We start from the raw sequence: 14,674 nt of genomic DNA on the forward strand, positions 1-14,674 counted from the left end.
ACAACAGAACGAAAACTATGTTGTAAGGATCAGGCCCAGCCGCTCAACCTGCCGGGCGTGGACAAGGCCGCTCTCGGCGGTGTAAATGCGGGTGGTGGTGACGCTGGAGTGGCCCAAAATATCCGCCAGCCGGGACAGGTCTTTCTCCAGCGAATAGTAAGTCCGGGCGAACAGGTGGCGGAGGTTGTGGGGGAACACCTTCCCCGGCTCCACCCCGGCGCGCTCGCAGAGGGCTTTCATATCCCGCCAGATGTTGGAGCGGTCCACGGGCTTGCCCGTCCGGGTGACAAACACCGGCCCGGCGGTGATTTTCTGTTTCTGGAGATATTTTTTCAAAAGCCGCCGCAGCTGGTCCGGGAGGAACAGGACGCGGCGCTTGCCCTTGTTGACGATCTCCGCCCTGCCCGTTCGGACCGCCTCGGCGGTGATGAATTTCAATTCGGATACCCGGATACCTGTGGCGCAGATGGTTTGCAGAATCAGGGCCAGCCGCTCATTCTCGGACTGTTCCGCCGCGTGGACGAGGCGGGCGTACTCGGCGCGGGATAACTCCCGACCCTCGTCCCGGAACAGGGCCTTTTGGATTTTCAGCAGCCGGACGGACAGCTCCCGCCAGCCCATAAAGGCCAGGAAGCCGTTGACCGCCGCCAGCATGGAGTTGACCGTGGCCGGGGCGTGGGCCTCAATGAGCTGGGCTTTCCAGCCGATCAGCGCCGTCTTGGTCAGCTCGCCGCCGTCCAGGAAGTCCCGCAGGGCGTGGAGGTCGTGGGCATACTTTTGCAGGGTGGCGGGGCTTCGCTCCTGTTCCCGCAGATGTTCTATGTACCGCCGTATCAATTCCGGGGTGAGCGTGGGATGGTTCTGTTTCCGCATGGGAAGGTCCTCCTTGTTTTCGATACGCATATTGTACCGGATTGAAGGCGCTTCTTGCGAAAAAGATGGTCCTTTTGCGTTGGAACGCGGGAACGGAGACGCAGGCAGCCGGAAAGTTCCTATAACACGGGCGAGCAATGTATTGGAATATCCTTTTCGGATTTTCCAATACGCCCGTTGGGGTCCCCCCAAGCCCCGGACTGGCCGCTCTGCGTCCAGTCGAACACGCCTGACGGCGTGGCTTTGCGCTCCCTTCGGTCGCTCATTCCTGCACATCCGCGCAGGAAGGGAAACGCCCTTTCAGGGCGTTTCCTCATACCGTATTGGGCAGTAAAAAATTAAAATATCCATCTGGCGAGAATCGCCGTTCTTGCGTTCTGCCAGATTGCAGTCGATATAAAAATCTTCCAGGCCAAACCCGGCAAGGTTTTCTTCAAACAACTGGATTTCCTTTGTAGCAAGATTGATAGCGCCAACACCAAAACACTGGCTGACCTTCTGCGGCAAAATCTCATTCAGGCAGTCAGCACACAAGAAAGAAGCGGCCTTGTCCACGTCCAGGGTTTCGTCGGCGAGAAAGTCCACAGAGCCAGTAGCGTATCCCCGGTCATAATCTAACATCAAACTGGCAGAGAATCCGCCGTCCGTGCTGCCACCGCCACCGAAAGACACAACGCCAGCATATTCTTCAATCAACTGCCCGTTCAGTCTGTCATAGCGGTTGATTTCAAGCGGCTTGATCTCAAAGGTATTTAAGCTGATGAGCGCAATATTGTCCTGCCCCCAATATGACGGAACCAGGCTTTCGATGCCGCCCCCGCACAGATAGCAGTCCTCGTCTGATGTGTTGGAGGAATACCTGGTTTCATCATCCGGGGCCGGGAGTTGATCTGCTCCACACCCGGCCAGAATGAACAGCAGTATTACCAGCAGCAAAAGAGGAAACCGTTTCATGCTCCGCCCCCCTCATGGGTCACAGACCGGGTAAGCGGGTCAATCACGATAATCTCCCGCCCCAACTTCCGGGCATAGCTGACCGTTGCGCCGGTGCCGCTGCGCCGCACTCCGCTGAAAACCGCCAGCAGCAAGCCAGCTGATTCCACCAGCCGGTGGTTCCGGTCGATCATACAGCCGTCATAATATTGGCGGCTCACATAGTCCACCGAATCGGCCCGTTTCAGAATAGAATGATACCGCTCCCGCGCTGAATCACTCCACCTGTCCGCCTGCCCTCCATAGGGCAGGACACAGCGGAGTTTCAGCGCGGGATTTTTCTCACGGAGGTCAAGCACGATCTCCGCCGCCCAGCAGTCGGTTCCGTCCGCGCCTCCGGTAAAATACTCTGTCACCCCGGCCCCGGCCAGCGTTGCGATCTGCCCCGCCAGGGTTTCTTTCAACGCTATGCACCGTGGGTCCGCCTCATTGTCCTTCCAGGGAAATTTATGCGGACGGTGGCCAGTGAAGGCGCAGGTTGTACCTACCATCTAAAAACCTCCCCCTTTGATGGTTTCTCGAATATTCTATATTGCCTGTGGCAGACTGTCAATTATAAATGTCGTAATTAAGATAAAAATGATAAGTTAAAATTGCTATCCGTCTTGTAGAATAAAGGCAAAGTCAGGGGGTGACGGTATGGCTATTTATGATTTTGGAATACGACTGAAAGAACTGCGAGAGGGCAAAAGGCTTTCACAGTCAGATGTTGCGGACCGGCTGGAAGTGACACGGGCTACAATCAGCGGCTATGAGTGCAATACCATCACTCCCAGCGTGGAGCAGCTTGTCAAACTGGCGGTGCTTTACAATACGTCCTTGGACTATATGCTGGGGATGGAAAATCGCTCTTATCTTTATCTGGACGATTTGAGCGAAAGCCAACAAAAGACCATTTTGGACGTGGTTGACCGTTTGAAGAAAGAATTTCTTAACCCGCTCTGATTTTATGAGCAGACGATTGACAGGTCCCCGCTATCGGCATATAATCTCAGCATATTGACCAGCAGGGATGAAACATTTTATGAAGGGAAACCACCACTCGCTTGCTTACAAAATGCAGGCCAAGCCAAACAAAACCTATAAGGATTTGCGGCAGAAGCAAAAGGCGAAAATTTCAGAATGGATGTTCCGGGCCGTCTGTGAGCATTACCAGGAACACGGGGAAATGCCTGGGGATGAAGCTGCTGAAAAGATCACCGCCAGAATCTACGATAAGATAAAATCGCTTGCGATATGGGTTCCCTATGACGAGGTACACCGGGAGTTCCTCTCCAAACTGCCCCGATATGAAACCCGCATCCAGGAGCATGGGATTCCAGAGGACCCGCCGCCCAAAAAGAAAACTCCGGCCACGCCCCGGAAGAAGGGCCGCAGCAACAAGATTTGTCCGAACTGCGGCAGGAAAATGAAGCAGCAGTTTATCGGCTTGCAGCATTGCAGGTGCGGCATGAGCTGGAAAAAGGGAGAGGGCTTTTTTGAACGCTCCCCGGATATGGTATTTGCTTTGCAGCGCAGGAAGGTCGGGAAGAAAGTCAAACAGTGCCCGGTGATCCGCTACCGGGAGAGTGAATAGAATCCAGCATGATTTCAGCTAATAAAAAATCTCCCGTGCCAGCGGCACGGGAGATTTTTATAGTCACCGCTCTGGCCTTTGATCTCTATTCTGTTCCTGTTCCTCCGGCATGATGCCGAGGATTTTGTCCACGTTCTGCTTTGCCATCCGGTAGGCGATCATATCCTGCCGCAGAGCCTTGTATTCCGCGTACTGCTCCTGCTTCTCCGCCAGCAAAGCGGTGTACTCCTGGGAAAGCTGGGCAACCTTCGGAATGGGCTTACCGCCCAAAGCGTCAAAGGCTTTCTTCGCCGCCTCATGCCTGGCGATCTCATCCCCATGCTCCGCCAGAAATTCCTTCTTGTGGCGGGACTTCTTATAGGCAGCATAAACCTCCCGCGTCTTGGAGTAATTGATGATATGGGTCTTTAGCTGGGCAACCTCGGCCATGCGGCCCTCCAACTGCTTGATACGGCGGGAAACCTCGTCAAAGCGATCACCGGCCTGCTCCGCCCGCGCCGCCAATTCATCATAGTCGGTCAAACCGTTCTCAACCAGAAAGTTAAGGGTTTTCGCCGCCTCCTTCAGATTAAAAATCTTCGCCCAACGCTCATAACCAGCACCCTTGCCAGCCGCCAGCTTCGCTTGAATGTCAATGAGCATATTGACCTTCCGGCCAGCGTGGGGAACGGCCTTTTTCGCCGCCGCAGACCGCCCGCCCCGGTGGGCGCTGCGCTCCCGCAGGGCCTCCCTGGTGTAGTCGGCCCCCAGCTTATTGGAGCGGGTGAAACGGTCCCAGCCGGGGGCGCGGAAGGACAGCGCTTTGCCCTCCTTGATCTCATAGCCCTCGGCCCGCATCCTCGCAAGAAAATCATCGTAGTCCCGGCAGTCGGGGAGTACCCGGTCAATAGTCTGGCGCAGACGCTCTTTGTGACTGCGCCCATGCCTGACCGCCTCCATCTCCTTCTGCTTCCGCTCTTTTGTACTCGGCTTCGGGTTCTCAATCACGGACAGGCCATGCGCCCTGCACAAATCGTCATTTAGCCGCCGGAGAACCAGATAAGAATCCTTGGGGTTTACAAATTTTCCGTCACAGTTGAGGTTGGTGCTGTTAAATTCTATGTGCGTGTGAATATGGGCCTTGTCCACATGGGTGGACACAACAAACTGGTGTTTCCCCTCCGTGAGTTTCATCGCCAGCTCATAGCCGATCCGGTTGGCTTCTTCCGGGCTGACCTCTCCTGGCTTGAAGGATTGAATGACCCGGTACATGATAACGTCCCGGTGGACGGGCTGGCTCCGTCCGGTGATCTGGAAGTAAAGCCGCTTGCTAAGTTCAAATTCTTCGGCGGCGGTTTCCGGGGAACACATGAACGAGGACACCAGCTCGCCGTCCTGGGTTTTCTCCGCTTTCTGGTCATAGTCGTGCCGGTCCGCCATAGACTGTTGCCGGGTTCGGTTCCGCATAATCTTCCGGGGGAGTATGTTGGAGATTGCTATGGTTTGGCCTCCTTCCTGCGTACAGCAATCTATCTCCCGCCCCTGTTGTGGCCATGCTTTTGAATCGTGTTATAAACACCATAAATTATAAAGCACAGACCGTGTTGTTGTCAACACCACCATTACATAAACTAAAGGTGAAAGGTGGTGCTGATGTGCGAGAGAAAAAAGAAATCAATGTGAGAATCGGCAATCAAATCCGTATTGCAAGAGAAGCGGCTGGCCTGACGCAAGATAGGTTCGCAGAATTGGTTTCCCTTGCAACAAAAAATGTTTCAGATATAGAGCGGGGAGTTGTTGGGGTTTCCATCGGGTCATTAATACGCATTTGTCAAACACTCTCTATTTCCAGCGATTCTATTCTTTTTGGAGAAGAAATCGAAAATGATGTTCACGGTATTTCTGACCGTCTGAGTAAACTTCCATCCGAACAGTTTGAAATTGCAGTTGATATTATGAATAAATTGTTTGAGGCGTTTGCTTCATCGGGCAAGTGATTTATCTGGCTGGCTCCCTCTGCCGCTGTTCTCGCACTGCTTTGGTATGAGCGCAGAGAAATTCGTTGTAATCCTTCCCATGTTCCGCAGGTGGCGGATTGCGGTAAATCAGCTTCACCCGCTGGGACAGTTCCGGGTTGTCCTGGATGGCGTTTTCCAGCCGCTCCATGCCCATAATCCCCGCCTTATCATTATCCAAGCATAGGCTGACCTGGGTAACGTGGGGATGATCGTGGAGGAATTGAATCATGGCGCGAGGCGCGGTCCCGCCCAAGGATAGGTAATGGCTGTCCCGCCACTCACCCCCGGACAGCTTCACCAGCGAAGCCAGGGAGAGGGCATCAATCGGGCTTTCCGCCACAGCCAGCCGGGAACACTCCGGGTCAGCGGCCAGCAGAGAGAAATTGTACCGCTTGTCGCTGCCCTCCGCATCTATCCGAAAGTTGTCCCGCGTTCCCCGCAGGCAGGCGAACCGGGCGCGGCCCGTAGGGTCCCTGCCGACAAAGACGCAGTTCTGATACTTCCGGCTCTCATAAAGCGTACCGGCCTGCATACACGCTTGCAGCAGCTCCGGGTGAATCCCCCGGCCTTGCAGATAGGACAGCATCACGGAAGGGAACCGGCTGGCCTCCGGGAGTTGAAAGGGCTTCGGAGGTTTCGGCTTGGGCTGTTCCTGGGGCGGCGGGGCGCGGTAGCCGCACAGAGCCTCCACCGCCCCCACAAAGTCCATACCCCGGACCTTGATCAGATAGTCCAGCGCCGTCCGGCCCCCAATACCCCGGCTGTTCCAGCACCATTTCCCATGGGAGATTTTCAAGCTGTCATGGGTCCGGGTACAGTATTCATGAGGGCCGCACCGTTTCAGCTCATGGGGTTCGTAGGTTTGCAAATAGGATAATAAATCCCATTCCTTTGCTTTTGCGATCTGTTCTTTGGTTACTCCTGGCATTCATTCACCCTTTCTTGCAAAAAATAGAGGGACGACACTTGGGTCGTCCCTCACATTAAAAGCTGGTATTCAATTTTGTCATACCCGGCGATTACCGGAACACTCAATCCTCCGGCTGGTCCAGGCCAAGCCGCTGGGCGATTTCTTCCGGCTTTAATCCGGCTTTGCTGGCGCTCTTAATCAAATCCTGGATTTTCTGCTTTTTGGTCTTACGGGGCTTGCGCGGCGGTTTAGGAGCGAGAATGTCCTTTTTCTTCTGCTCTAAAGCCGCGATCCGCTCCTTAACAGCCGTCTCCTTCTTATCGAAGTCCTCATTGGCGGCGTCTCTTTTAGCGGCAAGAGATTCCAGCTCTTGATTCAGCTTTTCAATCTTGCTGTCAACGGCCTCGGCCATCTGCTGGGGGGTGCGGCGGGTACGCTTCGTGTTTTGCTCATCCATGATAACTGCTCCTTTTTGATGTAATATTTTCCGCTGAATCTAATCAGGAAAATTATATCCCAAAAACATCAATTCCAAATAACTTTTTCATCATAACACAGGATAAGCATTTTGAAAATAGGCTTTCAAGTAAAAATAGGCGGCGAGAGCGCAAAATACACGCTCCCGCCGCCCTCGCAGTCACAGCGATTCAAATTTCTTCAGCAGGTCGTTGATGCCCTGCCAGACCTCCGTATAGCCCTGACGCAAATCTTCCACGTCCTGGGCGTAGAGATTTCGGGTGCTGTTGCAGCGGCGGGCGATCTGGTTCACATTGCTGGAAATGGAGCGCAGGAGCTTCACCAACTCCACCACGCTGGACATATCCAACTGGACCACATATCCATCCACCGCCATTTTCCGCAGGTACGCCCGCAGATTCATCGTCCCCAGCAGGGCCATTTTCCGGTCAATCACCTCCTTTTCCTCCGGGGACACCTTTGTGTAAAGGCCCACCGTCCGGCCCTCATACTTTCTCACAGTGCCGCCTCCCTTCGCTGATCTCTTTCCGCGCCAGCAGCCACCGGCGCGGGTGGAACGTAGGAGCGCAGCGCCGCCCGGATGGACGGTTTATCACCGCCCACAACGGAAAGCGCAGGCGGCACCGGCGCGGGGGCGCTGTCACCATCTAAATCCGGTTCATCATCGCCGTCCTGAGATTGTTCCTCCGACTTGTGGTCAGCTTTCTCCAATTCCCGGTTAAGCTGGATCAGACGAGCCGATTTCTGCTGTAATTCATCCTCCTTGGGGAAGGGCCGCTCCGATTCCTCCTGGGCGTTAGCCAGCTCCTTTTCCAACGTCACCAGACGGGCCTCATGCGCTTTGATTTTTTCGGCCATACCTTCCAGGACGTTGTTGATACGGGTGACATTGCCCACCGGGTCATCGGCCAGCTCCGCAGTATAAGTCAAATTCTGTTTCATGGTGATTTTGAACTTGGACCCATCACAATGAAGCTGCATAGGAAAGCCCCGGTATTCGCCCAAATCCAGCGGCTTTTCCGGGTCGCTCATGAGCATACACGCTTTGATAATGGCCTCGCCCGCGCCCTTCCGCTCCGTGAAGGTCTGTCCCATGACGGTCATGGTAAACGCATCGTCCTTGACCGGATTGGCCTGCACAATGGGTAAATCTTTCCCCAGCGCCTCAATAAACAGCTTTGTCTCCGCAATTTTATTCGGATAATATTTCAGCGCCTTATCCTGCATTTCATACTGCTGGGATGTATGGTTGGCTTTGAGCATTTTCAGCTTTGCCACCTGCACATCCAGCTCCATTTTCTCCCGGATACGGTCATCCCCGGTAGCCAGGGCCTTGACCTCGGCGTAGGAGAGGGCGGTAGCGTCCACGTCCTCAATGGACCGGGCAGGGGATTTCCCGGTCATGACCTGCCCGATAAATTTCTGCTTACTTTCCACCAGACCCCAGTTGTATGCGTCAAAGGTTCCTTTGGTAACGTACTTGAACATTTTAACCGTCTTATTCATGTTGCCCTGGCGCAGAGAACGGCCCGCCCGCTGCTCCAAATCAGCCGGACGCCATGGGCAGTCAAGGTCATGGGAGGCCACGATCCGGTCCTGGACGTTAGTGCCAGCGCCCATCTTCTGCGTACTGCCGATGAGGACGCGCACCTGCCCCCGGCGCACCTTGGCGAACAGCTCCGCCTTTTGCGCTTCGGTGTTGGCATCGTGGATAAAGGCGATTTCCTCCTGGGGGATGCCCTGGGCGATCAGCTTCGCTTTTATATCGTCATAGACGTTAAATTTGCCGTCCCCCTTGGGCGTGGACAGGTCGCAGAACACTAATTGGGTCCCCCGAATGTCCATGCTGTTCCGCCACTCGGTGAGAACATTCTTGACGCAGGCGTTGACCTTGCTGTCTGGGTCATCCGGCAAGAGGGGGTTCTGTAAACGCTGATCCAGAGCCAGCTTGCGCCCGTCAGACGTGATCCGCAGCATATTGTCCACGGACGGGTCCACCAGCCTGTTACGCACAGCGTCCGCCCGGTCAGCCAGCTCCGCCACCATCTCCTGCTGAAACTTGCTGGGTTCGGTGGTGACAGTGATGGGGACAGCCTCCGGGGTTGGCAGTTTCAACATATCCGCCGTCTGAATATCAGCAGCCTCCTTCCAAATGCTGATAAGCTCCGGGAGATTGTAGAATTTGGCGAACCGGGTCTTGGACCGGAATCCGGTTCCCTCCGGTTTCAGCTCCATAGCCGTCACCTTCTCACCAAAGTCCGCCGCCCAGGAATCAAAGTGACGGTGGCCGTTCCGTTCCAGCGTGTCAAATTGGAGGTAGCGCATCATGGTATACAACTCTACCATACTGTTGGAGATCGGGGTCCCCGTGGCGAAAGTAATACCACGCCCGCCGGTGATCTCGTCCATGTAACGGCATTTGCCGTACATATCGCTGGATTTCTGCGCGTCCGTCTGAGCGATGCCCGCCACACGGCTCATTTTTGTGTGTAAAAAGAGGTTCTTAAAGCTGTGCGCCTCGTCTACAAACAGCCGGTCAACGCCTAATTCCTCAAACGTGACCACGCTGTCCTTTTTCTCTTTTGCCGCCAGCTTTTCCAGCTTGGCCTCCAATTTTTTCTTGGTTTTCTCCATCTGTTTGACGGTAAAGTTGTCTCCATCCTCCTCCTTTGCTTCACGGATGGCAGTAACAATTTCGTCAATCTGGTCCTCAATCACGGCCTTCTGCCGTTCCGGGGAGAGGGGAATCTTTTCAAACTGACTGTGTCCGATGATAACCGCGTCATAGTCTCCGGTGGCTATACGGGCGCAGAACTTCTTGCGGCGGGCGGGTTCAAAGTCCTTCTTGGTAGCTACCAGAACCTTCGCTCCTGGATAAAGACGTAAAAAATCGCCGCCCCACTGTTCCGTCAGGTGGTTGGGGACGACGAACAGGGATTTCTGGCACAGGCCCAGGCGCTTGCTCTCCATAGCGGCGGCAACCATTTCAAAAGTCTTGCCCGCGCCGACACAGTGAGCCAGCAGCGTATTCTTGCCATAGAGGATATGGGCCACGGCGTTTTGCTGGTGGGGCCGCAGGGAGATTTCCGGGTTCATGCCCGCAAAGCGGATATGGGAACCGTCATACTCGCGGGGCCGGATGGCGTTGAATATGGAATTGTACTTCCTGCACAGAGCCTCCCGGCGCTCCGGGTCTTTGAAAATCCACTCCTTAAACGCTTCACAGATTGCCTCCTGCTTCTGCTGGGCAATCGCGGTCTGCTTCTCGTTGAGGACGCGGACCTCCTTTCCGTCCTCCCATTTTTTATCAAATATCCGCACATCCCGCTGGTTCAGCGCGGCCTCGAAGATTTCATAGGCGTTGATGCGCTTGGTGCCGTAGGTGGTATATGCGCGGACGTTATCCGCGCTGTCCTCGCTCTTACCCTGCACCCGCCATTCACCGGACGTATCGGAGTAATCAAGACGGATTTTCTTCTCCCGCAGGCGCTCCGGCGTTTGCAGCAGCTCAAACATAAACTGTTGGTAATACTCCGGGGCAACCCAGGACGCGCCCACCCGGACACTGATCTCCGAAGCGGTCAGGTCCTTGGGTTGTATCTGTTCCAGCTTCTCCGCGTTGACGGCGAACTCCGGATACTGTTCGGCGGCGGCGCGGGCCTGGGCCAGCTTCACCCGGACATTGCCGGAGAGGTATTCATCCGCCGTCTGCCAGCCCCTTGCCCAATTTTCGCCGCCCTCTGCCAAGTCGAAGGGGCCGGTGTCGGGGTCCTTGAAAATGATGCCCTTCAAATCCTCCACGATCTGCGGAATCTTATCGGGTCCACCCATCAGACCTGCCATATACTCCAGGTCCACGCGGGCCTTCTCGCCAATGGACACCGCCAGGGCCTCCACCGCCGTGTCCACGCTGGTGACGGCCTGCCGGTTCTGGATGGTGCGCTTGGTGAACATATCCGCCTTGCGCTCCAAATTTCCTTCATCGTCCAGCACTTCCAGGGAACACAGAAGCGGGTAGGAGGAATCCTGTTCAAAGGCCCTCCTGTTGCCCAGGCTGCTCAACAGGCCGTGTTTTTTCGTGAAAGCGTCATAAAAGCGGTTGAGCTTGGCCTGCTCCGCCTTGATTACATCGTCCCCGGCGTTTTCCAACTGCAAATCAATGAGCTTCCGGGCACAGTCCCGAATGGCGATCATGCCCATGGCCCGTTCCGTGGGGGTCTTGCCCAAGTCCACGGACTTCATGCGGGAATTTTCGCGGAAATACAGCTTGCCATTGAACAGTGCGTAGCTGAAATTGCGTACAGAAGGGTCGGCAGGGATAGATTCAACCTCTTTGCCGTCCTCCTGCTCCGGCTCGATCTCCAGCAGTTCCCGGTCAGGCGGGGCAAGGTTCTGAATGGCCCCGGCAAGCTGCCGGGAGAGGTCCGCCCCGGCAATGGGCGCAACGGTGTAATCCTGCCTGCCGTACTGCGTATTCTCCGAGGTGGCCGTGCCCAGCACCATATCCGGGTGTTCCAGAAAATAGCTGTTGATCTTGAATCCATCTTCATTTTCACCCACCTGCACCCATCCCGGCTGCTCAATGGCGGGGCGGTCCCGCTTTTGCAGGAAAATAATATCGGACACCACTTCGGTCCCGGCGTTGGCCTTGAAAGCGTTGTTGGGCAGACGGATCGCGCCCAGCAGGTCAGCCCGCTCCGCCAGATACTTCCGCACGGTGGAATCCTTTGCGTCCATGGTGTAGCGGCTGGTGACAAAGGCCACGATGCCGCCCGGACGTACCTGGTCCAGCGCCTTGGCAAAGAAATAGTTGTGAATGTTGAAGCCCAGCTTGTTATAGGCGGGGTCATTGACGGGGTACTGGCCGAAAGGCACGTTGCCCACCGCCAGATCATAGAAGTCCTTCCGGTCTGTCTGTTCAAAACCGGCAAGGGTAATATCGGCGTTCTGATAAAGCTGTCGGGCAATGCGCCCGGTCAGATCGTCCAGCTCTACGCCGTACAGCTTCGCCGACGCCAGAGAATCCGGCAGGAGGCCGAAAAAGTTGCCGATGCCCATGGACGGTTCCAGCACGGTCCCCGGCTGGAAATTCATATTCTCCACCGCCTGATACATGGCCTTGATGACCGTGGGGCTGGTATAGTGGGCGTTGAGGACCGTGGCACAGGCGGATTTGTATTCCTCCGGGGTCAGCAGTTCCTTCAGCTCGGCGTATTCTTTCGCCCACTTGGGGTCATTCTGGTCAAACGCCCCGGCAATGCCGCCCCAGCCAACATAGCGGGAGAGAATCTCCTGTTCTTCCGGCGTGGCAAGGCGGCTCTCCGCCTCGATCTGCTTCAAGGTACGGATAGCCGCCACATTGTACTGATATTTCGTTTTTTCGCCGCCAACACCCAGGTTATCATCGGTGATCTGGAAGTTATGGCGTTCCCGGCGCGGCTGGCGGGAAGCTGGCGGAGGGGGCGGAACCACCTGCCCACCGTCAATCTCCACCTGTTCCGGCTCCGGTTCGGGGGGAGGCGGGGGAGGTACGGAATCATCCACGCCCAAAACGGCGGCGCGTGCTTTGGCAACAAGGTCCCGCACGGCTTGGATGGACCGCTGGAGATAGGAATAGGCCGTATCCAGAATTTTCAGGCGGACAACATCATGCTCCGCGTCTATGCTGTGGATTTTGACACGCTGTCCGTCCACCGTCAGCTCCATGCCCACGGGGATTTCATCAGCAGCCTCCAGCCGTTGACGGTGTGCCGCCACCTCCGCAATGGTGTATTCCTCACTGCGCTGGGCTTCCTCTATAAATTCACGCACAAAGGGAATCGGCTCTGAGCGGAAAATAGGAAACCAGCCCTTCATATCCAAGTCCAGCAGGCTGACGGTCCCCGCCTGGAAGTCCACGCTGTCGATCTTCATGCGCCGCCCGTCCATGGTCAGCTCCATGCCCAGGGGGATGAACTCCGCCGCGCTCCGCTCCTTGATGATCTCATAGGGCGCGTCCGGGCCGCGTTCAGGGCCAGGCCGGGCCAGAACCACACTATGACCATGTTCCAGCAGGTCCGTCAATGCGGACTGCCAGCCCAGGGAGGTTCCGGTGACAAAGGTGCTGCCCAGGCCGGGAATATCCCGCGTCAGCAGGTCCTTCCCCATGGCGGGGGCCGCTGCTTCGGCGTCCTTCCCGTAGAACAGCATATAGTCCCCCACTTGGACGCCAACGAGCTTGTCCGGGTATCGGGCCTTCAAGTCCAGATATTCGTCAACATTGGGCGTGAGATTGGGTTCAGACTGGACAGCGGCAGGGGTTTCCGGCTGCTCCGGCGCACCTACCCCGGTTGGTTCCGGCACTGTCTCCGGCGCGGGGGGTATCTCTACACCGGCCTCCGCTTGTTCCGGCTCCGAACGGTCCGCAGCGGGGACAGCCCGCGCCCAATCCGGTGCGTCCGGGCTGTCGGCATACCGTTCCGGCGCAAGGCGCGGGTCCGTAATCACGTCCTGATAACGGCGCTCCATGAGGTCCTCTACCAGCCACTCCCGGAACATCGGGAGAGAATGGAACGCGGCAAGAATGTCGGGATAAGCCCTCGCCGCCTCCATGAGATCGGGCATTTCAGCATTCAGCGTGTCCGCCGCTTCATTGTAATCCAGATCACGGTCCCGCAGATATTGGGAAAGGCTGCTGTTCCCGATTGCCCGGTCCAGTATTTTCAATGCCGTTTCATAGAGCGTAACCGGAGTGACCACCCACTCTGCGGAAGTCTCCAGGGGAACCGCCCGCCCGGTGACGCCGTGGATATTCGCCAGATAATTCTCCGCGCTGCCCCGCTCTACGAATTGGAGCGTTTGGGTTCCTTCCGCATAGAAGCGTTCCAGTGCATTGTCATAAATACCAAAAGGACCGTTCCCCCACAACTGGACAACTTCAAACCGCTCCGGGGAATCCATAGAGACGGGTGCTTTTGCGGCCTGCTCCGGCTGGGACTGGGAGATTGTGGAATAGGTTTCGCTGATAATCTCCTGATGGAGCCGGTTACGGAAAGCGGCATTATCATAATACTGCTTCAACAGCGGTGTCTCATTGATCGCCAGCACCGCCCGCTTGATTGCCTCGTTACCCTCCAAACGGGCAAGGTCCTGGTCGGAATTGGCGCAGGCGTTTTGATACGCCGTATCCGCCAGAACCATATTTTTGACTATGGGCGTGTAATGCTCATATATCTGCCTGACAGTAGGATTATCGCCTAAACTGTCATTTTCCACCGCCCTGCCGTCCTGGTCAAAGGTCAGGCGCACGTCCTCGCCGTCCCGGACCATGACGGCCTCCCGCTTGTGGTAGCCCTGCTCACTGATATTCTTCAGCCATTGTTGGGCAAAGGTGTTCAAATCCCGGTGCAGCTTGGGAATCCACTTACCGGGTTCCGGGTAGACCTCCTGATAAATCTGAATAGAGCCGTCCTGCCGGAAGGTCAGCGGTTCCATGGTTCCCTTCTCCCGGTCCACCCGGAAGGTCATTTCCGGGTCGCGCATGAGATCGCCATTCTGCGTATAGGTATGGCTGACGGCGATCACGTCCGTGTCAATCCATTCCAGGTGGAGGGGCATCATGGCTTCGCCCGCTTCCATGCTCAAATAGCGGTATTCGCCGCTGGCGATTTCCGGGAACAGCTTCACAAAATTGCGGTAATTCAGCTCCACCTTGGTCCGTCCGGGCTTTTGGGGCTTGGTAGTGGCGTAACTTGCCGCCACCGCCTTTTCCAGCTCCGCCCGCAGCCTTGCAATCAGATTTTCAACCGCGTCCCGGTCAGCCGCCGAAAAGCTGAATGTAACTTCGCCGCTCTCATGGTTAAACTGCGC

The 14,674-nt window shown here is 56.1% G+C and carries 11 protein-coding genes; 3 read left to right on the forward strand and 8 right to left on the reverse strand.

Annotation, left to right across the window (positions count from 1 at the left end; translation table 11 throughout):
• Positions 1–15: 15 nt before the first annotated feature.
• The 3 genes from C816_RS21185 to C816_RS21195 all read right to left on the reverse strand — a co-directional run bounded on the left by C816_RS21185 (position 16) and on the right by C816_RS21195 (position 2,357).
• Positions 16–873, reverse strand: a complete 858-nt coding sequence (locus C816_RS21185; protein WP_016324464.1) for a tyrosine-type recombinase/integrase — start codon at positions 871–873, stop codon at positions 16–18.
• Positions 874–1,173: 300 nt separating this feature from the next.
• Positions 1,174–1,827 carry a hypothetical protein gene (locus tag C816_RS21190; protein WP_016324466.1) on the reverse strand — a complete coding sequence of 218 codons (654 nt, stop codon included), beginning with the start codon at positions 1,825–1,827 and terminating at the stop codon, positions 1,174–1,176.
• Positions 1,824–2,357, reverse strand: a complete 534-nt coding sequence (locus C816_RS21195) for an SLOG family protein (RefSeq protein WP_016324467.1) — start codon at positions 2,355–2,357, stop codon at positions 1,824–1,826. Before C816_RS21195 ends, C816_RS21190 begins: the two co-directional genes overlap by 4 nt.
• Positions 2,358–2,505: 148 nt before the next feature.
• On the opposite strand from C816_RS21195, the gene C816_RS21200 reads away from it, so the two are divergent.
• Both C816_RS21200 and C816_RS21205 read left to right on the forward strand, forming a co-directional pair.
• A complete protein-coding gene (locus C816_RS21200; protein ID WP_016324437.1) occupies positions 2,506–2,811 on the forward strand; it encodes a helix-turn-helix domain-containing protein in 306 nt (101 codons plus the stop codon).
• A 79-nt stretch (positions 2,812–2,890) separates the two neighbouring features.
• Positions 2,891–3,442, forward strand: coding sequence for a hypothetical protein (locus C816_RS21205; protein ID WP_016324468.1), 552 nt, complete (start codon positions 2,891–2,893; stop codon positions 3,440–3,442).
• Between the two features lie 63 nt (positions 3,443–3,505).
• On the opposite strand, the gene C816_RS21210 is transcribed toward C816_RS21205, so the two are convergent.
• Positions 3,506–4,888: a relaxase/mobilization nuclease domain-containing protein gene (locus C816_RS21210; protein WP_016324469.1), complete on the reverse strand. Its 1,383-nt coding sequence runs from the start codon at positions 4,886–4,888 to the stop codon at positions 3,506–3,508.
• Positions 4,889–4,974: 86 nt separating this feature from the next.
• Here C816_RS21210 and C816_RS21215 point away from each other — a divergent pair, with 86 nt between their 5' ends.
• The gene (locus tag C816_RS21215) at positions 4,975–5,418 is read left to right on the forward strand and encodes a helix-turn-helix domain-containing protein (protein ID WP_242832307.1); all 444 of its coding nucleotides are present in this window, start codon (positions 4,975–4,977) and stop codon (positions 5,416–5,418) included.
• 1 nt (position 5,419) lies between these two features.
• Here the strand turns inward: C816_RS21215 and C816_RS21220 are convergent, their stop codons facing one another.
• The 4 genes from C816_RS21220 to C816_RS21235 all read right to left on the reverse strand — a co-directional run.
• Positions 5,420–6,367, reverse strand: coding sequence for a toprim domain-containing protein (locus tag C816_RS21220; protein WP_016324470.1), 948 nt, complete (start codon positions 6,365–6,367; stop codon positions 5,420–5,422).
• A 103-nt stretch (positions 6,368–6,470) separates the two neighbouring features.
• The gene (locus tag C816_RS21225; protein WP_016324433.1) at positions 6,471–6,806 is read right to left on the reverse strand and encodes a hypothetical protein; all 336 of its coding nucleotides are present in this window, start codon (positions 6,804–6,806) and stop codon (positions 6,471–6,473) included.
• Positions 6,807–6,986: 180 nt separating this feature from the next.
• Entirely contained in the window at positions 6,987–7,325 is a 339-nt protein-coding gene (locus C816_RS21230) for a MobC family plasmid mobilization relaxosome protein (RefSeq protein WP_016324432.1), read from the reverse strand.
• Positions 7,322–14,674: DUF6908 domain-containing protein (locus tag C816_RS21235; RefSeq protein ID WP_016324471.1), on the reverse strand; the 7,353-nt coding region annotated here is incomplete at its 5' end. The genes C816_RS21235 and C816_RS21230, both read right to left, overlap by 4 nt.

It is taken from the genome of Oscillibacter sp. 1-3 (assembly GCF_000403435.2).
Lineage (GTDB): Bacteria > Bacillota > Clostridia > Oscillospirales > Oscillospiraceae > Oscillibacter.

Excerpts from the sequence above, each read along its gene's own strand:
- C816_RS21210 (WP_016324469.1), bottom strand. The coding sequence starts at position 4,888 with ATGCGGAACCGAACCCGGCAACAGTCTATGGCGGACCGGCACGACTAT.
- C816_RS21205 (WP_016324468.1), top strand. The coding sequence starts at position 2,891 with ATGAAGGGAAACCACCACTCGCTTGCTTACAAAATGCAGGCCAAGCCA.
- C816_RS21200 (WP_016324437.1), top strand. The coding sequence starts at position 2,506 with ATGGCTATTTATGATTTTGGAATACGACTGAAAGAACTGCGAGAGGGC.
- C816_RS21225 (WP_016324433.1), bottom strand. The coding sequence starts at position 6,806 with ATGGATGAGCAAAACACGAAGCGTACCCGCCGCACCCCCCAGCAGATG.
- C816_RS21185 (WP_016324464.1), bottom strand. The coding sequence starts at position 873 with ATGCGGAAACAGAACCATCCCACGCTCACCCCGGAATTGATACGGCGG.
- C816_RS21190 (WP_016324466.1), bottom strand. The coding sequence starts at position 1,827 with ATGAAACGGTTTCCTCTTTTGCTGCTGGTAATACTGCTGTTCATTCTG.
- C816_RS21215 (WP_242832307.1), top strand. The coding sequence starts at position 4,975 with ATGCTTTTGAATCGTGTTATAAACACCATAAATTATAAAGCACAGACC.
- C816_RS21195 (WP_016324467.1), bottom strand. The coding sequence starts at position 2,357 with ATGGTAGGTACAACCTGCGCCTTCACTGGCCACCGTCCGCATAAATTT.
- C816_RS21220 (WP_016324470.1), bottom strand. The coding sequence starts at position 6,367 with ATGCCAGGAGTAACCAAAGAACAGATCGCAAAAGCAAAGGAATGGGAT.